Genomic DNA, 21,028 nt, shown 5'->3' with positions numbered 1-21,028 from the left:
GCCTTCGGCTCAAACAGCGATGTTTTTGACGTTGCACTCCTTTGTTCACTTACGGTGTTTTCTGAAGGTCGCTATCTTGCACTACTTCCTTTCCGGAGTGGAGCCCGGGGGAATCTCGTTGTTTCTTCACAAATGCATTTGCTTCAATTGGAACAATCACTACATCCGGAACGACGTATCGAGCCCTCCCCGATTCATCGCCAATTGGCGACGAATCAGTCGACCATTCGCGAGAGCGTGCAATAGTACGCGCCCACTTCTCCAGTCGGAATCTTGAAGACCGGTGCAAGCTGGTGAGAGCCCTCGGAAAGCTCGATTTCCATGGTCACCACGCTGTCACCTTGGCCCACTTTCTTGCTGGCAACAGGCTCGCCGTCGATGCGAACTTCGGCGGATTCCACGGGGATCGCTCTGCCCGCCGTCGTCCGATAAGCCGCGGAAGCCCCCGGTACATCTTCCCCAGGCGGAACAGCCGCTCCAATCGCAACGCCCGACTCCTCTGGCCAACGTCGCAACGCAATTTCGAACTTGCCGGATTCGTGCACTTGAATCGCCCAGTGACCGTTATGGGTGAGTTTCTGTGGCTGGCCCTTTTTTCCCTTCTTCGGAAAAACAGCCGCTGCAGCCCGAATCGCAGCCTGATTCCATGGCGGAGCTTGTCCGATCCAGTCATGAGCAGTGAACGTGACCACCGGGTGATCGGGATGACCGACCGTCATTTCGGTGGTTTGTGAGAACGTGGGTTCCAGCTCCGCCCACCACGCCTCGTAGAACTCTCGCATCGAGGCGACTTGTTCCGGATGCTCGCCGGCGACGTCGTTCTCTTGCCCTGGGTCATCTGCAATGTTGTACAGTTCCTTCCCATTGATCAGACGCCACTTGTCTTGCATCACCGACGATTGACGCCACTTGATGGGGTCAATCACACGCTGAGAATCCGTGATCAACATCCGTTCATCGAACGAAGAATCGGCATTGTCCTTCAAAAGGGAAACGATCGATGTTCCGTCAAACTGGATCTTTTCGGGTGCGTCGACGTCACACAAATCCAACAACGTCGGAACCACATCGACCGCATGACAAAGCGTGTCATTGCTGCGTGCCTTCGACAAACCACCCTTTGGATAGTGCATGACAAACGGTACACGGTGGCCCCCTTCATACGGACTGCCTTTTCGGCCTCGCATTCCCGCGTTGTAAACCGATGCACCGCCTGCGGTTCCATTGTCAGTCGTGAAGATAAAAATGGTGTTGTCGTGCACGCCAAGCTCGCGAAGCAATTTGCGAGTGCGGCCCACGTTGTCATCGATGTTGGTGATCATTCCAAAGAACGTCGCAACCTTGGCATCCATCTCGGGATACATGTCGATGTATTTCTGCGGCGCGTGCAACGGACCGTGCGGTGCATTGGTCGCGATGTACGCCAAAAATGGCTGGTCCGCTTCCACGCACTCGCGAATGAATCGATTGCCTTCCCGAAAGAAAACGTCGGTGCAGAAGCCTTCCGCTTTCACCGGTTTTCCATTGTGAAAGTAAGAGCCACCGAAGTAAGCGTTGTCCCAAAAATCAGGTGTCTGACCGACGCCACCACCCCCGTGGCGATAAACCTCAGTGAACCCGTTGTCTTCGGCGCGATAGGGATAGTTGTCGCCCAGGTGCCACTTTCCAAACATGCCCGTTTGATAGCCGGCATCACGGAAGATCTCACCGAACGTGACCTCGTTGTCTCGCAACATCGAACGTCCACTGATCGTGTGCCACACCCCAGTGCGGTTGGTCCAGTGCCCTGTGACAAACGCCGAACGAGTTGGTGAACAAGTCGGTGCGACGTGGTAATCCGTCAGGACGGACGACTCCGCTGCCAACGAATCAATGTTCGGTGTTTGAACGACGGTATTTCCAGTGAAGCCACAATCGCCATAGCCCTGGTCATCCGTGATCACGATCACCACGTTCGGACGATCCGCCGCAGACAACGAACTCGCCAGTGGCAATCCGCTGAACCAAGACCCCACGGCGACAAACGCCAAACAAATCAACCAACGTGACATAGAAGCAACTCAAACTGGAGGGATGAAACGGAGGGAGGAGACACAACTGTAGCCGAACCGCGTTGGATGTGAGCGCAAGATCCCGTCTCGAAACGACGAGATTGCGACGTGACACGATTCACACGTTCAGCCCGGCAGTCTCTTAGCGGAACGCCGCAAGCCGTCCGGCCGATCAAACCGGATCGCTCGCAGCGAAGGAGGTCGGCAGGAATGATTAAACACAACCGCGGGAGCCGTTTGGGCATTCGCCCCGGTTGCGTGTGATGAACATGCCCAGCGGCTCCCATACCCGATGAGACCGGCGTACCTGCTACGCCGTTAGAAACGCGAAAATTCCAAGCCTACTTTCGGACCTTTGCTTCCTCGCCAGACTGTTTTGTCTGAGAGTACTCGTGCGAGATCTTGATCGCCTTTTGGCGATCCTCGTCACTGTAGTCCCAAAATTCCTGAACGACCTCTTCGACGGCAGGGTAATGAGACCCATCGTCGCCCACTCGGTCGCGAAGCTTCGCCAATCGTTGCTTGAGGTCCCCTGCGACTTCGGCGTACTCAGGATTGTCGATTTGATTGACCACTTCCGTTGGATCATTCACCAAATCATAGAGTTCCCAACCGGGAGGCGTCTGCAACTTCCCTTCGTAGTTGACGCCGTAGTAATAGATCAGCTTGTGCGTTTTGGTGCGAATCCCAAGGTGACCGGGATTGTCATGATGAGCCATGTGCATCCAGTAACGGTAGTAAGCTTCCTGTTTCCAACCCTCCGGTTCTTCTCCGGTTTCGCAGATTTCGCGAAAGCTTCTGCCTTGCATGTACTCGGGAGTTTCCACACCGGCGAACGCCAACATGGTCGGTCCGTAGTCAACGTTCTCGACAATCGCATTGCTGCGTGACCCAGCCGGAACGGATTTGGGATAGCGGACCAAGAACGGCATGCGCTGCGACTCGTCGTACATCCATCGTTTGTCCATGTAATCGTGCTCACCGAGCATGAAACCTTGGTCACCCGTGTAGATGATCACCGTGTTGTCCATTTGTCCGGTCTCTTCCAACTTGGCAAACAAGCGAGCCAAGTTGTCGTCGACACCCTTCACACAACGCAGGTAGTGCTTCATGTAGATGTTGTACGCCTCGCGTTTCGCGTCTTCATCGCTGAGCCAGGAATCCACCCCATAATGTTTCGCGTAGTTACGACGAGGATTGCGGCGTCCAATGGATGTGCCGATGTAAGGCATCATTTCGTCGTCCGCACCTCGCGTCGCCAAAGAACCGAACAACGGTTGACTCCAAAGATTCTTGGGTTCGGGAATGGCAATTTCTTTCAGGTATTCTTCGTACCGAGGTGCGTACTCAAAGAAATCGTGCGGCGCCTTGTAGTGGTGCATCAAGAAGAACGGCTTGTCGTCTTCACGAACTTCATCAAACCAGTTCAACGCGATGTCCGTGATCGCATCGGTGCTGTGCATGCCTTCTTTCTTGATCGTGTTCTTGGGCCATGGCTTGTCGCCTTGGACTCGGAACTCAGGATCAAAGTACTTGCCTTGGCCTGGCAACACGCAGTAGTAGTCGAAGGCGGCCGGTTCGGCTTTGAGGTGCCACTTCCCGATCATCGCAGTCTGATACCCCGCCTTCTTCATCTCTTTCGCGAGGTGCTGGTTCTCTGGTTCGATGCGACCGTTCAGATCAAACACGCCGTTGGTGTGATTGTATTGCCCCGTCATGATGCACGCGCGACTGGGAGTGCAGATCGAGTTCGTGCAAAACGCGTTCTCGAACAACATCCCTTCCTCAGCCAAACGGTCGAGGTTTGGCGTTGGGTCGAGGTAGGCCAGTCGACTGCCATACGCTCCAACCGCTTGGCTGGTGTGGTCATCCGACATAATGAACAGAATGTTGGGTCGTTCATCGGCGAACACCCAAGGTGCCATCGCAATGGCAAGCATCCAAATCAGGGCACGTGACCCAAACGCAGTTCGTGACATATTCAGCTCATCTCGTGGTGGGGAGGGATGGTGGGCATCAAATGGTCGCAAAGTGGCAGAGCGGTTCCTGATTCCAGAGGGAGCCTGATTCACAGGGAGGTTCCTTCACAGGCAGAAATCCTGTGCCACTTCTGACTCGGATAATCTCAGGCAGTCAGGCGTTTGAAAGCTTCGATGGTGTTTCGCGCCGCAGTGTCCGAATCGGGCAATGCGAATGCTTCGGCACACAGGTACCCGTCGTAGTCAATGTCCTTCAACGCCTGAATGATGGGGGCGTGATTCATGTGGCCCATACCGGCGGCTTGCCGGTTCGAATCAACGAAGTGGATGTGACCGACATAGCCTTTGCCAGCGCGAATGGCGTCGGCCAAGTCGGCTTCTTCGATGTTCATGTGGAACAAATCCGCCAGCAGCTTGATGTTGTCGGTCGCCAATGTTTTGCAAAACTCAACGCCTTCTTCGACGGTGCGAAGCAGGTTGGTCTCGTATCGATTCAGCGGCTCATAAAACAGCGGCACGTTGTACTGTGCGGCGTAGGGACCGAGTTCATCGAGTGCTTCCCGCAGGAAACTCAACGCTTGATCACGAGAGATGTCGCCGCCCCATTTGCCTTGCATCGAACCGATGATCGCGGGAGCGTTGTACTTGCCGCCGAAGTCGATCATTTGTTTGACGAAGTCGCGAGCTTTGGCGCGATGATCGGCATCGGCGTGAGTCAGGCTGAGCCCATGCTTGACCATCCCCGCACCTGTGCCAACCGCAGCGACAACGAGGTTGTGTTTTTGCAGCAAATCTTTGAGTTCCGCTTCGTCGACGGCATCAGGTCCGGGAGCAAAAATCTCGATGGCATCAAAACCAAGGGCGGATGCTTTTTCGCACGCGTCCTGCAAGCCATCCCAATAAACGAACGGTCCTCCGCGAGCTTCTTCGACCAGACTGACCGTGATGGCAGATTGAAACGTCATGTTGATTCTTTGAGGGGAAATTTTCTGGGGGGGAGATGGATTTGAAGCGAGATACGCTATTCGCCAGCGAAGGATGAATCACAGGCTCGAAGCCTATGCCTCAATCAGGAGGCGACTGGCTCGTCGTTGTTCTCAGGCCGGCCTTCGATGTAGAACCAATTGTGGATTGGCTTCAGGATTTCTTTGACTTCAGCCACCAAGACTTCGTCGATCGGTTCTTGTGCCCACTCAACCCACTGAGCGACCCGTTTCGGGTTGGCCGACCCAGGGATGCAGGTCGCGAAATTTTCGTTGGCGATACTGAACTGCAGCGCGATCTTGGCGATGTCGCTGCCACGATCGGCGCAGTGCTTGGCTGCCGCAGCGGCGACCTCGCGAACTTGCGGAGTCGCTTTGTGCCAAGGTGGCAATTCCGCGTTGGTCAACAGACGTGCGGAGAACGGTGCTCCGTTCATCAGCCCAACACCCTTTTCCTTGGCCAGTGGCACCAAGTCGAGCGCCATGTCGTTTTGCAAGGTGTAATGGTTGTAGGTCAGCAGGCAATCAATGTCCGCACGTTCCATCACGTACTTGAACATCTTCATGGGGTAACCGCTGACGCCGACGTAGCGAACCTTTCCCTTTTCAATTTCGCGACGAATGGCGGGAATGGTTTCTTCGACGATCTGCGACATCTCGACGAATTCCAAATCGTGACAAAGCACGATATCGAGATGATCGACCTTCATCCGTTCGAGCGAAGTGTCGATGCTCTCGGTGACACGCCGGGCGCTGAAATCAAAATGCTGGCCGGTGTAGCGACCGAGTTTGGTGCCCAAGTAATACTGATCGCGAGGAAAATCAGGCAAGACTCGGCCGAGCATCATTTCGCTCATTCCGCGCCCATAAAACGCGGCGGTGTCGATGAAGTTCATGCCGCTTTCGAGAGCAACTCGAACGGCTTGCAAACTCTCTCCCAAATCAACGCTTCGGAACTCTTGTCCGATCGAAGACGCCCCAAAAGAGAGCGTCGTGAGTTCCATGTCCGTTTGGCCTAAACGTCGGCGAGGCAGCATCTTGGCAGTTCTTGGGGTTGAATGGTGGGGATTGGTTCCAGGGCGACAAGATGCAGCGAGTGTAACCTCGTGCTGCCGCCGATGCCAACGCACCCACCCTCAAAGAAAACACGCTCAAAACTATAGACTTGAGCGTGTTTACACGAAGAAATCCGCCAGTTCATCCTTCGTCATACCACCATCAAAAAAGGCCGGAGGTCGACGCACGATTGACTCGTGCACCCACCTCCGACCTTTGTCATCACGATCATGCTCGACGCATGATCGTCACCCAGCGTGTCGACTCCAATGCCATCATCGGAGCCGACCGACGTTCTCAATCGAACTCAACGCAAACTGGATCCAAACGCGGTCTTGAGCTTGCCGAGATACTGGTCCGCTCCATTGATTTCGCTCAGGATCTTTCGGCTGAGGTCTTCCACTGATTTGTCAGCTTTGGCCAACAGCGATTGAGCCTGGTTCTGCTGAGCAAGCATCCACTCGTTCAGTTCCAACATTTGTTCGCGATGAGCTTCGTTGACCTTGGCAGCGACCTTGGCCTTGGACGCTTCCATTTGGCTAGCGATCGCCGTGTTCACCGCTTCGTTGAAGACGGTTCCCAGGTTCGTGTTCAACTTCAAATCGATGTCTTCCCAAGTTCCGTTGAACTCAGCGTCGATCTCGACTTGGTCCACGTTGGCAAGCGATTGGTTCATCTGAATCGCAGCGGCGGAAGTTCCCGCATCGCCTTGGACGTCCAAACGCATGTTGACGCCGGTCTGCTTGCTGACCAAGCGGCCCTCAAGCTGTTCCCCGCGACTGCTCAATTGCACCCAAACTTCACGAACGCCACCGGCGATCGCAATTCCCACGTCCTTGCCGCGTCCCAAGTGGATCGGATCGGCATTCATCTGTGGCCAGTGCAGTGTCAAGCGATCGAGTTGTTCGCCTTGTCGACGATCACGAATGTAGTCGACGTCAACGGTTTCAGGACCTTCCAAACGCAAGCGTGCACGAGTCGGATCGGCCAACAGTTCCGGTGTTGGCGTCATGTTCTCGACCACGCCAGTCAGCGTGAAAACCTTGCCGTCAGCACGCATCGTCCCACTGACGTCGCAGTGACGGATCATCAACTCAGGCCGACGATTGCGTCCCAAGAAATCATAGTCTTCGCCGCGAATCCGTTCGGTGTCGGGTGCGACGACCGTGTAATTGGCCAGCGTGCGACCGCTGTCGAGATAGTCTCGAAGCTGATTGAGTGAACGCCGAATTTCAGCACTGACCAAATCAACGCCGAAGTTCTTCGATTCACTCAGATCGCCAGGCACAAACGCGTCGACCTTGTCGAGGTCAGCTTGTTTGGCACTTTCCAAACGAGCGAGGTCCGCTTTCATTTGATCGGGCATGGCGTTCATCGCGTTTCGCAACGAGATCAACTGCTCTCGAGCGGCTTCGGATTCCGCCAGCGTGCGTTGCAACTCGGGCCAATCCCGCAATGGATTGTCGATACCGCTTGCAGCTTCGCGAATCGTTTCGACGCGCTGTTCGAGTTCCTTGGTTTGTTGCACCAATCGTTCGTACTCGTTCTTCCAGCGAAGACGAATCTCTTCGCCCGTGCGAACGGTCTCGAGGTCCTTGCCGAGTGATTCGGCGCGATCGCTCAGTCCATCGGTCGCCGACGACAGCAGACTTCCGATCATCGATGGACCGGACGTGTCGGTATCGTCTAGCGTTTCTTCCAGGTGACCACTGGTTTCACGCGTGGTACCGATTTGCAAACCAGCAATGCTGCCTTGACGAATCACCCAACGTCGACGCAACAAAGCATCGCCGTCGATGACCAAGTTCACCGAGTCCGCTTGAAACGCGTTTCGGAATTCCTTGTCATCACGCGGATCAGCGACGTGCACTGAATCGAACTGGATCTGCGGTGGAAACAATCCCACGCGAGTCGCACCAATATCGGCGCGGGCTCCCGTCGAGGCTTCCAATCCACGGACCGTGATGTAGCTGGCCATCGGGCCAAGGCCCCAAAACAGCAGCATCAAAATGGTTGCGACAACGATAAGCCGTGTCAGTAAGAATCTCCAACGAATCATGCTACATCCTTGTCTTGCGAATCGCGCAATTGACGAAGCAAATAACTAAGCGCTTCATCGATCTTGTGTTGGTCGTCGTTCGTAACGGGCTCGGGCTGGCGTGATCCGCCGGACACCGAAGCCGTTGTGTTCGTTGTCGAAGCGGTCTGGCCGGCGGAATCCGCATCCAGCACTTCGATGTGGGTGGTGTGTTTCTTGGAGGAAGCTTCCGAAGCCGACTCGTCTTTCACCGCGACGGTTTGATTCGAACTCGCGGTTTCCTGGCGACCGGCTGCGATTTTGGCGAGCACAGGCTCCGCGTCATCGACACGACGGAAATCAAACACGCGTCCCGAATTCGCTTCGACCGCATCGTCACCGCCGGATGCATTTGCGTGGTCAGGTGTGAAGTGCGGTTGACGAGTCTGCGTGTGCGGAGCATCCACGCTCTGCAGTTCGGACGGTTCAGTCGACCGACGCTTGCGAACCGGAGTCACGAGCAACTCGTCTTCGAGGTCCTCGTCGTCGGTTCCGCCGCCAGAGATCGCTTTGAAGAACGGGTACGAAACCGCGAAGCTCGGCACAAGTGAGGCCAACCCAATCAGGAAGCTTCCCATCACGACCGTGTTGTTCAAATCCGTCCAAGGCACCAAGGGCAGATCCCAAGCACGCGCCATGATTTCCGACACGCCTTCTTGTGCGAAGAGCCACTCTGCCAGTTGCTCGGACATCGGATCCAAACGAGGCGCCACCATGGTCACGCCAATCGCGGTCAAAGCAACCATCGCGTGATTGACACGCAACATCAAAACACCAAACACCAATGCGACCGCCAGCAAGTTGCCGTGCGGGATCAGTCCGATGAGAAGGCCAAACGACAATCCCCAAGCGAGCTGAGAGGGGTACTTCCTCCCCGCGATCGCCTTGCGAAGACTGCTGAGCAGCTTGATCGAAAACAGAATCATAAAACTCGGCCCACGCGGCTGATCGATGGATGTAACAACTGGAATCCTCGTCATCATCGGCATCTCGAGGACAACTATTTAGTACAACCGTCAAATTCCACATTGCCAGATCAATCGCCGATTCACCGGCCTTCGCACGAGCCCGCCGGGACGCAGGCACTCCATAGAGTCTATTGAGTTTCACGCGGCAAATTGCGGGTAAAAAGATCTTATGGAAGCCCGCCAATCACCGAAGTGTTTCGAAAGATCTGGCGTCGATCTGTTACAATGAGTTTCCCGCCTGCCACCCTCCCCTCCCACCTTTCTGCTGTGGTTTTGCCCTTCATGCGTTCTCGATTGCTTCCCATGAATTTTTTGCGGTGGACGACGTTTTGTTTGCTTGGCTTTGGCGTCCCCGGTTGGCTCACCGCTCATGCCGATGAAGCTGAGATCTCGTTCAACCAGGACATCCGGCCGATCCTTTCGGAAAACTGCTACTTCTGCCACGGACCGGACGAGCACAACCGCCAAGCCGGTTTGCGAATGGACGTTCGCGAAGATGCGATCGACTACTCCGCGATTGTTCCTGAGGACGTCGAAAGCAGCGAACTGGTCGTCCGAATCGACCACGACGACCCAGATCTATTGATGCCGCCGCCGGATTCACACAAGACGCTGACCGAGAAGCAAAAGCAATTGCTGAAGGACTGGATCGCACAGGGAGCTCCGTACGAAGAACACTGGTCCTTTGGCCCCATTCAACGACCAAACATCCCCGACCTGAGTCAGTTCGACGAGACCGTGGATTCGGAATCGGTCCACCCAATTGATGCCTTCATCCGCGCCAAACTGCTCGCGAAGGGACACGATCTGTCGCCGCCCGCCCGCGCGGACCGATTGCTACGACGGATGCATTTGGACTTGGTCGGTTTGCCGCCGACTTGGGAGGAAACGCAGGACTTCTTTCAGCGTGTTCATCCCGCCCAATCTCCCGCGGACGCTCAATCCACTTGGATCGACCAGAAACTGGATGAACTATTCGCGAACCCTCACCACGGGGAACGCATGGCCGCGTTTTGGTTGGACGTTGTTCGATTCGCGGACACGGTTGGCTACCACGGCGACCAAACCCAACACATTTTCCCCTACCGCGATTGGGTGATCGAAGCGTTCCAAAACAACATGCCGTTTGATGAGTTCACCATCAAACAGCTTGCCGGCGATCTGCTGCCCAATCCCAACACCGATGATTTGATCGCATCCGGGTTCAATCGACTGAACATGATGACTCGCGAAGGCGGGGCGCAACCCGGCGAGTACTTATCCAAGTACGCCAGCGACCGGGTTCGAACCGTCGGCATGGCTTGGATGGGGCTGACCACAGGATGCGCCGAATGCCATGACCATAAATTCGATCCTTTCACGGCAAAAGATTTTTATTCGCTCGGTGCATTCTTTGCCGACATCGAACAGTGGGGCGTCTACAGTGACTACGGCTACACACCGAACCCCGACCTGAAGGGTTACAACAACAACTTCCCATTCCCACCGGAAATCGAAGTCACCAGCGACGCGTTGTTGCGAGAACAAACTCAAGCGAAACAACAACTCATCGAATTGGCTCGCTCGCAACATCAGTCCTTGTCGGACGATCGAAAAGCGTCCGCGGACAAGTGGCTGACGAACGTGAATCGTTGGCTCAGCGAACACCCAGGCGGTTGGCAACCTGTTCCAACAACCGACGTGCAACCAGCCGACAAAAAGCTACGAGGCTGGCAACTCGACGCGAATTCGATTTCGACCGGATCGCTGGCAACTCAGTCCATCCGAGTCAACTTGCCAACCAAGGCCAACCAATCGCCGGCGAATGTGGAAGTCCGCTTCTACATCGAGGAAATGGAAAAGGCTCCGGCAGACGATTCTGCGGAGAACAAAGAGGCCGAGAAGAAACTGAAACGCACCGGCGTTTCCGTGTCACTCGCCCGAGCCAACCGCTGGTTGCCGCCGTTCGCAAACACCGTCGCTCAGCAAAACGTGGCCTCGCGATGGACCGTTCCCGCGACCGATGCCGCCGGGCACGCGATCAAGCAGCGTCCTCATCAGTTCATGATCGACCTGTCCAAGCACGCCGATGATCCCATGCAGGCCGTGTTCGAATTGTCGGCTCCTTTGCAACTGACGGACGGTCAATCGCTGATCGCAGAGATCAAAGGTTTGCCCGCCGGCACCGACGTGACTTTCGAAACCTCACCGTTAATCCGGTTGCGACCGTTTGCCCCAGCCGAACTCGAAGCGATCCAGATTTGTGACTCTGTCAGCCAACCCAACGCATTGTTGAGCTGGATGATGTCCAATCCGCATCAAGCCCAAGATGCCGGTGCCAAGAACCATTGGCGTGACCGCTACCTCGCCTGTCGCGATGGCCGAACATGGACGATGATCACGCAGACCACCGAACCGATGGAAATGCGTGTTCTGCCTCGCGGCAACTGGCAAGACAAAACCGGAGAAATCGTCCAGCCTGCCACGCCTGAGTTTTTGGGCGACTTCGGCATCGCTGCCTCCGGTGAAGAAACCGCGAAACGTCTGACTCGTTTGGACCTGGCTCGCTGGATCGTGCACCGCGAAAATCCGTTGACAGCACGTGTCGTGGCGAACCGATTGTGGAAACAATTCTTCGGCGTTGGTCTGACCGCTGCCGTCGATGACCTGGGGGCTCAAGGCGATCCCCCGTCGCACCCAGAATTGCTGGACTACCTCGCAACGGAATTGATTGATTCGGGGTGGGACCTGCGTCACTTGACTCGATTGATTCTGACCAGCCAAACCTACCAACAGGACAGTCGCGTTCGTCCAGAATTGTCGGAGATGGATCCTGAGAATCGTCTGCTGGCCTATCACCCACCACGACGCTTGGAAGCCGAGATCATTCGCGACAATGCCCTTGCCGTTTCAGGGTTGCTGAACCTGGAGATCGGTGGTCCTTCGATCAAACCTTACCAACCCGGCGGCTACTATTCGAACCTGCAATTCCCCAATCGCAGCTATCGTTCCACGGCCGGAGACAACCAATATCGTCGCGGCATCTACATGCACTGGCAGCGAACGTTCTTGCATCCGATGCTGGCCAACTTCGACGCCCCCAGTCGTGAAGACTGCGTCGCGATTCGGGCCAACGCGAACACGCCACAGCAAGCCTTGACGTTGCTCAACGACCCAACCTTCATTGAAGCGGCCAGCGAATTGGCGTGGAGCATGACCGAACAATCCGAGTCCGATGAAAATCGGTTGCGAACGATGATTCGTCGGTCGCTGCAACGTGAAGCGACCAGCGAAGAGATCGAACGTTTGTCAGTCTTCCTGGACCAGCAACGCGAATTGTTCCTCGCGGACGAAGGCTTGTCGGTGGATTTGACCAGCGTCGGCCAATCCGCCGACCGCCATGACGAATCTTTGTCGCCAGCCGATCGCGCTGAGTGGGCGGCTTGGACCGCGACTGCTCGCATCGTTTTGAACCTGCACGAAACCATCACCCGCTATTGAGTCACGCTGGAATTACATCATGAATTCATTTCCCTCCATCGAGCGGCGCAGCTTTCTCAAACGCGGCACCTACAGCGTCGGGATGGCCGCGTTTGGTTCCTTGCTCGCACGTGAAAGCCAAGCCAGCCAAACCCATTCGCCTCAGCCGCACTTTCCCGGCACCGCAAAAACGGTCATTCACCTTTGCATGGCTGGTGGTCCCAGCCACATGGAATCGCTGGACCCGAAACCTGAACTGGACAAGATCAACGACCAACCATTCCCGGCGTCGATGACCGATGGGCAACAATTGGCTCAGCTTCAAGGTTCGAAGTTGATCGCTCGCGGTTCGTTTTGCAAATTCAAAAAATGGGGCCAATCCGGTCTGGAAATCAGCGAGCTGTTTCCCAACATCGGATCGGTCGCCGATGACCTGTGCATCATTCGTTCGATGCACACTGAGCAGATCAATCACGACCCAGCTCACGCGTTCATGAACACGGGCTCGATCCAAAAAGGCCGACCGAGCATGGGCTCATGGCTGCTGTATGGTTTGGGTGCCGAAACGGAATCGTTGCCGGGGTTCATCGTTTTCACCAGCCAAGGTCGCTACGGAGCCCAACCGGTATCGGCACGTCAGTGGAAAGCAGGTTTTCTGCCCAGCCGTTTCCAAGGCGTTCAGTTTCAATCCAAGGGCGATGCGGTTCATTACGTTCGCCCACCCGGCGGCATCACGGACACGACTCAGCGAGCCACCATCGAAGCGGTCAACGCGTTCAACCAAGACTTGTTGGCCGACCGGGGCGATTCCGAAATCGCGACTCGGATTAGCCAGTACGAAATGGCGTTTCGCATGCAAACGTCAGTGCCGGAACTGGCCGACATGTCGGATGAAACCCAAGAAACTTTGGACCTGTACGGGGTCACCAAACCGGGCGACGGATCCTTCGCCAGCAACTGCCTGATGGCTCGCCGATTGGCCGAACGTGGCGTCCGATTCATCCAGCTCTACCATCGTGCGTGGGATCACCACAGCAACTTAGAAGCCGGCATGAAAGACAGCGCCAAAGCGGTCGACCAAGCCTCCGCGGCATTGGTTCAAGACCTCAAACGCCGCGGGATGTTGGACGAAACCTTGGTCATTTGGGGTGGTGAATTCGGTCGCACTCCGATGAAACAAGGCTCCGGTCGCGATCACCACATCAACGCGTTTTCGTTGTGGATGGCCGGTGGCGGCGTCAAAGGCGGGATCTCATACGGCAACTCCGATGAACTCGGTTACCGATATCTAAAAGACGGCGAGGAGACCCACGTTCGCGATTTGCATGCGACGATGCTGCACACCTGCGGACTGGATCACATGAAGTTGTCCGCCAAGTACCAAGGTCTCGATGTCAGACTCACGGGAGTCGAACCGGCACGCGTCTTGAAACCGATCCTCAAAAATGCTTGATCGCCTGCACCCGATTCGCGACAGACGGTCGCCACAACACCGCCAGCGATTCTTCATGTTGACCTTGGCACACATGGTACTCATGCAGGCTGGATCGGTGTTAGCCGACGACGGCAACGCGCTGTTCAATCAGATGCTGGACCAGGGCATTGCCCTGACCGACAACGTCACGGCACCGATCCCCGCCCCGACATTCCTGGATCCCTCCGGTGAACCGGTCGCCGCACCGGAAGTCGAAAAGCAACTGCAAAAGTTGGCGCGTGCCGGAGGTATCCGGCGTTTCGTCCGCAACTCGGCGGTCGCTCCCATCGCCATCGACATGGAATCGATCTCCAATTCCGATGGGAAGCGCATCGGGCATTTGCTGGACGTCACCTTTGTCGTTCACGCATCACTCGACTTGGTGCAGGATTCAGATGCGCTGAAATCATTGCTGCAGAATGACTCGAAAGAGGACGAACCAGACTCCTCTGGTGCGGCGAGTCAAGTCAGTGCCGAGGAACTCACCCAGCTTGGCATCCACGCCAACGCCGAAAATGAATCGTTCGGCAGAATCCGTTTTCCATTGCTCGATCGAGTCCTGGTCGAGGGAGTGTTCCACGCCGAAACGCATCGTCAAATCGAGGGAGCGTCCGATGATGTCGTGACCGTCGCTTGGCAACTGGATCCTCGGTTTGAAAACTCATGGAGCCCCATCGGGCGCAATGATCTGGGCCAAGAAACCACGGGTGAAGCGAAGCCATACCAAGGTCTCGGCGGCCTGATCACGGCGACACGCTTGCCGGCTGAGATCGCAGGCACGGATTCCGAGGGCACCATCGTGCAAGCCCGGTTTGTGGTGCATGAACCAGTCGATTGGTTCGGCGGCCGCAATCAGCTGCGAAGCAAACTGCCGCTGATCATTCAAGATCGAGTGCGTGACCTGCGAAGAAAGCTCGCGGCCAATCACACGTCGCCGCGCTAACCACGGCGTGAGCCGAATGACACTTCCTTCCCCCTTCTCCAGGGAAGGTCAATTGGTGAAGTAAGTACCATTGGGCGTTAGCCAGTGGAATACACTTCCAGCCTGTCGTCGACGGAATGACAGGACGGAATCCTATCCAACGTTTCAGCTCACAAGTACTTGGCTAGTTCGTCGCCGCGAGTCGCTCTTGCGTCGACCTTGGCAGTCACATCGGCGTCTTCGACCAGCGGCGGAGCATGATGCGGCTTGACTCTCGCATCGATGATCAATGGTCCGCGACAGCCCCAATGCTTGGCCACAACTTGGACACCGACACCGTCAATATCCATCGCCGGGTTGCTGCGAGTGAACGTCAACCACAACCAATTGTTCAACGTCGCAGCCGCGAATTCGGAATCGTCGCACAGCGTGATCATTGGCACGCCGGACAAATCGGTTTGGTTTTCCAGACGGTCTGCCAAACGCTTGACATCTTGCCGTGATTCATCCCCGGTAAATTTCCCCGCCGAGATCGCAATCACGCCCGGCATCACCAACTTTGGTTCGGACATGCCATCAGGCAGACTCAAGCTCGCAGGAATCTCTGTCGCGAGTTCTCGAATGGGTTGTCCCGTTGCTGCGACAACGACCTTGGACCCTTGGTTCAATCCCGTGCCGCTGTAGTCGAGCGTGTCGATCGTGGTCTTGGTTTGAAAATGCAAATCCCGACGCCAATCCACGCGGCAAAGGATGTGCTGCATGAACGCCCCGATGTCATGAATCTTCAGCGAATCATCGGGGTCATCGGTGATCCAAAGGTACTTGGCCAGCGACAATTGCCCGTTGCCCAAAATCGCGTTTGCCTGAGTCAGCAACTCCTGCGGTTCCTTCGCTTTCAGATACGGCATGTAGCGTTCACTGCCGATCGCCAACAGCAACGGATGCACGCCCGCCGCATCAACCGCGTGAACCGCTTTCACGCCAGGGATCACCGTTGGAATGATCGGGTCGGTCAATTCATGAATCAACTGGCCGAACGTTGTGTCTTCCTGAGGCGGTCGGCCGACGACGGTGAACGGCCAAATCGCATCTTTGCGATGCCAGACCTGTTCGACCTTCATGAATGGGAACGGATGCTGGAGCGAGTAGTAACCCAAGTGATCGCCGAACGGTCCTTCGGGCATCGTCGCGGTCGGATCGACCGTCCCCACGATCGCGAAATCGGCATCGGCGTATACCGGCGCGTGCGATCCACGAATCATCCGAACACGTCGACCTGAAAGTGCACCGGCAAACGTCAACTCGGTCAGGCCTTCTGGAAGCGGCATCACCGCAGCCAAACTCATCGCCGGTGAACCGCCAACGGTGATCGCGACTGGCAACGATTCGTTGCGATCCATCGCGGCGCGGTGGTGCACTCCGATGCCGCGGTGAATTTGATAGTGCAGCCCGACTTGGTTTTCCGGGTGATAGTCGTTGCCCGCGAGCTGGACGCGGTACATGCCCAAGTTGACTCGCATCAGGTTCTCAGGCGCGGTCGGGTCCGCCGAGAGGACTTGCGGCAAGGTCACAAACGACCCGCCGTCCATCGGCCAAGACTTCAGCGCTGGCAACTCACTGAGCCGACACCGGTTCGCTTGGACCGGACCGCTTCGAGTGAACCGCGGCAGCATTGTCAGCGCCGTCATCGGCACGCCCGCGTATCGCAGCGGACTTTTGGGAAGTGCGGACGGATCGAGTTTGACTACGATCAATCGTCGCACACGTTCGAGCGTGTCGCGAAAAAGGTAGCGGGCTTGGTCAAGCGAGGCGAAAAGATTCGACGCCATCGGGAATTGGCATCCGCGGACATTGGTGAACAACACCGCTGGACCGCCGCGCAAGTAAACGCGACGTTGGATCTCGGCCATTTCCAGATTCGGGTCGACCTCGTCATCGATCGTGATCAGTCGACCTCCGGCGCGCAGATCCTCCACGACGTCGCGGGTGCTTCGATGTTTCAAGGCGAAAACTTTCTCAGTCGAGAACCAGGATTCCAATGGCTAGCGAGAGCCCTCAGGTCATCACCCGACAGTTTCAGCGAGAGGCAACTCCGAATCGGCCGATCATTTGAATTCGTCTTCAAACGCAGCGAAATCATCACCGCCCTCGGCAACAAACTCCCCTCCGCCAAAATCATCGCCCTCGGCAGGAACCGCCGCGAATTCATCTCCGTCGACCATTTCGACGTCTTCGGCGTCCGCCATCACTTCTTCATCGCCTTCCGGCATTGCGGCAACCGGTCGCGGCTTGCGGTTTTTCAATCCGACCACAACCACTGCCAGAATCATCGTGAGCAAGAAAACGACCCAGCAAATGAAATAGATCATGGGAGACAGGTCAGCCGGGAAAGTGGGGGTCGTGGAGCGAATCGAGAAAGTTGCTCCACATCTTAATTGCCGCTGGTCGAGTCGGCAAATTTGGGGCGGGCGGGTCGTCCTGGCCCCAAAAAACCGGGATGCCGTGCGCTCAGACGAGGGTCGTTTTGGCCAGACAGAATTTTCGGGGCGACCATCGCGGGTGTCGTGCGACGTCCGACCGACAAAATTTCATTCGGTGACACCACGTAGCAGCGTCCCTCTGAGACGCTGAGAATTGCGAGTCTCGGAGAGACTCGCCTACGTGGGATGAGGCTGAACGACTCCTGTCTACCCACTCAGTGGGTATAGCTCAGCCCAAAGTGGATCCCTTGCACGTAAAACGTGCCGTCTCCCATCGCGTTGGAGGGCAGGACGTTGTTGGTGTCGTTGATGTTCCGATCGAAGATGTCCGAGACTTGGACAGCGTTCGTCATCGCCATCAGGTGGTAACCGACCGTGACATCCCAGTGGTCGAATCGATGCCAGCCCAAGTTGACGTCCAGTTCAGGAACCCAGCCAAACGTGTCGCTGGTAACGGTCCCCTCGTTGGTGTCCGCGTCGACGAACAACCCGCCCTCTTGTGCGGTGTCAGGCGGTCCAACCGTGGTGCTGCCTTGGCGATCCGCCGTGCGACGAACGTTCCCAAACGCGGCCTTGGCCAACCAGTTGAAACTCCAACAACCTTCGCGGTAGCGTCCTGCCAGACCAAACTGGGCTCCGTGGAATTCGCTGGTCGCTTCAAAGGAATCACGAATTGAGATGTAATTGCCCGCGTCGGTTCCCTCGGTCAATGTTGAACTGGAATTGATATTCAAACCTTCCGACAACCGCATGTATTGGTAGCCGTACAGGATGTCGAACGTGGTTCCCAAACCGCCTCGCCAAAACTGACGGACCGAGATGTCACCACCGTACAGTTCGCTGTAGGCATCGACACCGACCGCACCAAAGCGACCGTTGATCGCGGGATCGGCCGGGTCGTTCGGGAACACAAGCACATTGGAATCTTCTTCGCCAGTTGCGACGTTGAAAAACGGAATCGCAAGCACGTCAAAGTTTCGTTGATCCGCGCCATAGCTGTAGTTTTCATCGCCAGCGACCCAGCCACGGAAAACCAGGCTGCGGCATTGATGGCGGTCCAACCACAATCCCAACGTCAAACGCCCACCAGCGGCAGCGTCTTTCAAGACCGAATCACCACCGGCCACGACGGTCCCCGTGTCCAATGAACCAGTGTTCGGGGCGGTGTCCGTGGTGACCAACGGAGGCAAACGATCGCCTTTTCGGAACATGATCAGCAATTCAGCCGAACCGAACCAACGATCCGGATCGACGCAGATCGCTCCGCCAGGCCCACAGGCAGGCCCGCACATTCCGTCGCATCCGCCATAGCCGCAACTGTCGCAACCGTACGATTCCAATCCGCAACCGGGACCTTCCAAACCGCAGCCGACTTCGAAACCACAACCACATCCTTCAATTCCGCAGCCGGGCCCATGCATGCTCATCGGCGTGCCGGATCCGACAATGGTTTCGCCCGAAAACGTTGGGTGTTCCATCACCGTGACCGTGCCAGAAGTCTTGCGCAGTACACGTCCCTCGCGACTCGAGCCTGTGGACCGAATGATCCGCGCTTGTCCCATCGGAACGTTGCCTGGATTGGCCTCTTGATGAACGGACATCGCCGAAACGGGACGCACGATCTGTGCATTAGCCGATTGGTTGCTGGAAGATCGAGAATTGGAACCCGCCACTTCACCGAGCGTTCGCAACTTCAGTCCACCGGGTTCTTCCAGGACCTGCAAGCCGTCCGTTTGCGAACCGGTTTCCTCGTCATCGTAAACGACTTCGTTGATTTGAATGCGGCTGAGTTCCGAGCCCGTTTCGGGAACCTGTTCCCAATCGCTGGTCAACGCCGACTCACCGCCGCGGGTGGGTGCTTGGTAAGTCCCGCGGTCCGGTTTCTTGACACGGACCTGAGCAGCCAATGGCGAGCACGCCAGGCACGCAACAAGGACCACACAGTATTTCGCTAACTGGGAAAGTCGGCGCCAGATCAAAGAGTTCATGGGGTAGTTCGCTTGGATTCAATCGTCGGGAGGTTGTCGCGAATCGAAGTGACTTGGCTGCGTCCCGGCGTGTGTTGTCCACACACCACCTCGCGCATCACCAGGTGCCACGTGAACTGGTATCGGATGGGACGATCGTGACGGTTGAGCCGTTTTGGCAAACTTTGCCGGTTAGGACACGATTGCGGCCGACCAGCAGTTTCACGCGAGTGGCGTTTCACGGAACCAACCCGCGTTTCCATGCCGCGAAAAACGCCCGACTTCGCTCGACATGTTTGCTACGATGAACTCGCGGACCACTCGGACCTCGCGTTCGCTCTCTTCATCCCATTTACCGCCGGAGTCCACCGATATGTGCTCGCGACACAAATGCCGTCCGGTCAATCCGTTTCACTCGCTCGCCGAATTGGGACTGATCGCCGTGGTTGCGGTGACGGGAATTTTGACGATGTCGGTCCACCCCGCCGTCGCCTGCACGGTGATGCGAATGAACATTCACGGGCAACTGGTCAACGCGCGCAACCATGACTGGCCGTTTGGCGAAGCACTCGTGATCACCAATCTTCGCGGGATCGAAAAAACGTCGCTGGCGCCCATCAAACCTGCCACGTGGGTTTCGAAGTACGGGAGCGTTTCGTTTTGCCAATTCGGCCGCGAAATTCCGTTTGCAGGGATGAACGAAAAAGGCCTGACGGTCGACTTGCTGCATTTGCCAGGGGCCAAGTTTCCCAATCCTGCCGACGTGGAAGCGGATCCCAAACTCACGGCGGTCAACGCGATCCAGTGGGTTCAGTACCAACTCGACACCGCCGAAAACGTCGCGGAGGTGGTCGACAGTCTTTCGTCGGTCGTGCCAATCCCGATGCTGCCAACGGTTGAAACGGTTCATTACTTCGTCACCGATGCGACGGGCGATGTCGCGGTGGTTGAATTCCTCGATGGCAAAGCCGTGGTGCGGCATGGCGAGGAATACCGTTTGGAAGACGGCACACCCATGACTCGATCCTGTGTCCTAGCGAACTCATCGTGGGAAGATTCCCAACCCAACCGCACGAACCCATACCGCTACAGCCAGGGTGTTCGCTTCGTCGAGACAGCGAGCCGACTGGACGAACAACAGGCTCCCATCGATTACGCCAATCGCTGCTTGATGGTGCTGGCGCAAGGCCGCCTGACCCAGTGGAACTTGGTCTACCAGCCCGAAGAGCGTCGGATCCATTTCCGAACTCAGACGTCGCCCAAACAGCGCTGGATCGACCTGGATGACCTGTCCTTCGACGCCGATCAGCCCCCGCAAGCAATCGACGTCGATCGCAATGTGGACGGCAACGTCGCGACTTACATGAAATCTGTCACCGACGCGGACAACGAGCGAATCGTGAATCACGCGTTCGACCACTTTGTCCCCGCCGGTCTGCCCAGCCTGATGATCAAACAGCTCCTCTTGGACTACCCGGACAAGCTTCGCGTGCCACAAACAGCGCCCTGAAACGAGTGGTCTGTCACGACTTATTCCCAGCGTAGTGGGGGGGGGGGGGGGGGCGGGGCAGGGGGGGCCAAGGCGGGCGAGGGGGCCCGGGCCCCCCCACCA

At 56.6% G+C, this 21,028-nt stretch carries 13 protein-coding genes; 4 read left to right on the top strand and 9 right to left on the bottom strand.

Annotated elements, in window-relative coordinates; all coding sequences use genetic code 11:
• Nucleotides 1-215 precede the first annotated feature (215 nt).
• The 6 genes from ACF8AM_RS14615 to ACF8AM_RS14590 all read right to left on the bottom strand — a co-directional run bounded on the left by ACF8AM_RS14615 (nt 216) and on the right by ACF8AM_RS14590 (nt 9,072).
• Nucleotides 216-2,051, bottom strand: a complete 1,836-nt coding sequence (locus ACF8AM_RS14615) for an arylsulfatase (RefSeq protein WP_392556344.1) — start codon at nt 2,049-2,051, stop codon at nt 216-218.
• A 341-nt stretch (nt 2,052-2,392) separates the two neighbouring features.
• A complete protein-coding gene (locus ACF8AM_RS14610) occupies nt 2,393-4,030 on the bottom strand; it encodes a sulfatase (protein WP_392556343.1) in 1,638 nt (545 codons plus the stop codon).
• Between the two features lie 146 nt (nt 4,031-4,176).
• Entirely contained in the window at nt 4,177-4,995 is an 819-nt protein-coding gene (locus ACF8AM_RS14605; protein ID WP_392556342.1) for a TIM barrel protein, read from the bottom strand.
• A gap of 104 nt (nt 4,996-5,099) precedes the next feature.
• Complete coding sequence (locus ACF8AM_RS14600) at nt 5,100-6,050, bottom strand: aldo/keto reductase (protein ID WP_392556341.1); 951 nt, start codon at nt 6,048-6,050, stop codon at nt 5,100-5,102.
• A gap of 326 nt (nt 6,051-6,376) precedes the next feature.
• The gene (locus tag ACF8AM_RS14595) at nt 6,377-8,128 is read right to left on the bottom strand and encodes a TIGR03545 family protein (protein ID WP_392556340.1); all 1,752 of its coding nucleotides are present in this window, start codon (nt 8,126-8,128) and stop codon (nt 6,377-6,379) included.
• Nucleotides 8,125-9,072 carry a DUF2062 domain-containing protein gene (locus ACF8AM_RS14590; protein WP_392556339.1) on the bottom strand — a complete coding sequence of 316 codons (948 nt, stop codon included), beginning with the start codon at nt 9,070-9,072 and terminating at the stop codon, nt 8,125-8,127. Before ACF8AM_RS14590 ends, ACF8AM_RS14595 begins: the two co-directional genes overlap by 4 nt.
• 267 nt (nt 9,073-9,339) lie before the next feature.
• Here ACF8AM_RS14590 and ACF8AM_RS14585 point away from each other — a divergent pair, with 267 nt between their 5' ends.
• The 3 genes from ACF8AM_RS14585 to ACF8AM_RS14575 are packed head-to-tail and all read left to right on the top strand — an operon-like array spanning nt 9,340 to nt 14,990.
• Nucleotides 9,340-12,594 (top strand): PSD1 and planctomycete cytochrome C domain-containing protein, encoded by a 3,255-nt coding sequence (locus tag ACF8AM_RS14585; protein ID WP_392556338.1) that lies wholly within the window; start codon nt 9,340-9,342, stop codon nt 12,592-12,594.
• A 19-nt stretch (nt 12,595-12,613) separates the two neighbouring features.
• Nucleotides 12,614-14,026 carry a DUF1501 domain-containing protein gene (locus ACF8AM_RS14580; protein ID WP_392556337.1) on the top strand — a complete coding sequence of 471 codons (1,413 nt, stop codon included), beginning with the start codon at nt 12,614-12,616 and terminating at the stop codon, nt 14,024-14,026.
• Nucleotides 14,019-14,990, top strand: coding sequence for a hypothetical protein (locus tag ACF8AM_RS14575; protein ID WP_392556336.1), 972 nt, complete (start codon nt 14,019-14,021; stop codon nt 14,988-14,990). Before ACF8AM_RS14580 ends, ACF8AM_RS14575 begins: the two co-directional genes overlap by 8 nt.
• 149 nt (nt 14,991-15,139) lie before the next feature.
• Here the strand turns inward: ACF8AM_RS14575 and ACF8AM_RS14570 are convergent, their stop codons facing one another.
• The 3 genes from ACF8AM_RS14570 to ACF8AM_RS14560 all read right to left on the bottom strand — a co-directional run bounded on the left by ACF8AM_RS14570 (nt 15,140) and on the right by ACF8AM_RS14560 (nt 19,437).
• Entirely contained in the window at nt 15,140-16,972 is a 1,833-nt protein-coding gene (locus ACF8AM_RS14570) for a UbiD family decarboxylase (RefSeq protein ID WP_392556335.1), read from the bottom strand.
• A 102-nt stretch (nt 16,973-17,074) separates the two neighbouring features.
• Nucleotides 17,075-17,338: a hypothetical protein gene (locus ACF8AM_RS14565; protein ID WP_392556334.1), complete on the bottom strand. Its 264-nt coding sequence runs from the start codon at nt 17,336-17,338 to the stop codon at nt 17,075-17,077.
• 326 nt (nt 17,339-17,664) lie between these two features.
• Nucleotides 17,665-19,437: a BBP7 family outer membrane beta-barrel protein gene (locus ACF8AM_RS14560; protein WP_392556333.1), complete on the bottom strand. Its 1,773-nt coding sequence runs from the start codon at nt 19,435-19,437 to the stop codon at nt 17,665-17,667.
• 283 nt (nt 19,438-19,720) lie between these two features.
• Here ACF8AM_RS14560 and ACF8AM_RS14555 point away from each other — a divergent pair, with 283 nt between their 5' ends.
• A complete protein-coding gene (locus ACF8AM_RS14555; RefSeq protein ID WP_392556332.1) occupies nt 19,721-20,926 on the top strand; it encodes a linear amide C-N hydrolase in 1,206 nt (401 codons plus the stop codon).
• Nucleotides 20,927-21,028 lie beyond the last annotated feature (102 nt).

The sequence above is a fragment of the Rhodopirellula sp. JB055 genome, from assembly GCF_043100905.1.
Lineage (GTDB): Bacteria > Planctomycetota > Planctomycetia > Pirellulales > Pirellulaceae > Rhodopirellula.
The sequence above is the reverse complement of the archived record's forward strand: the minus strand, read 5'-3'. Positions and strand labels throughout refer to the sequence as shown.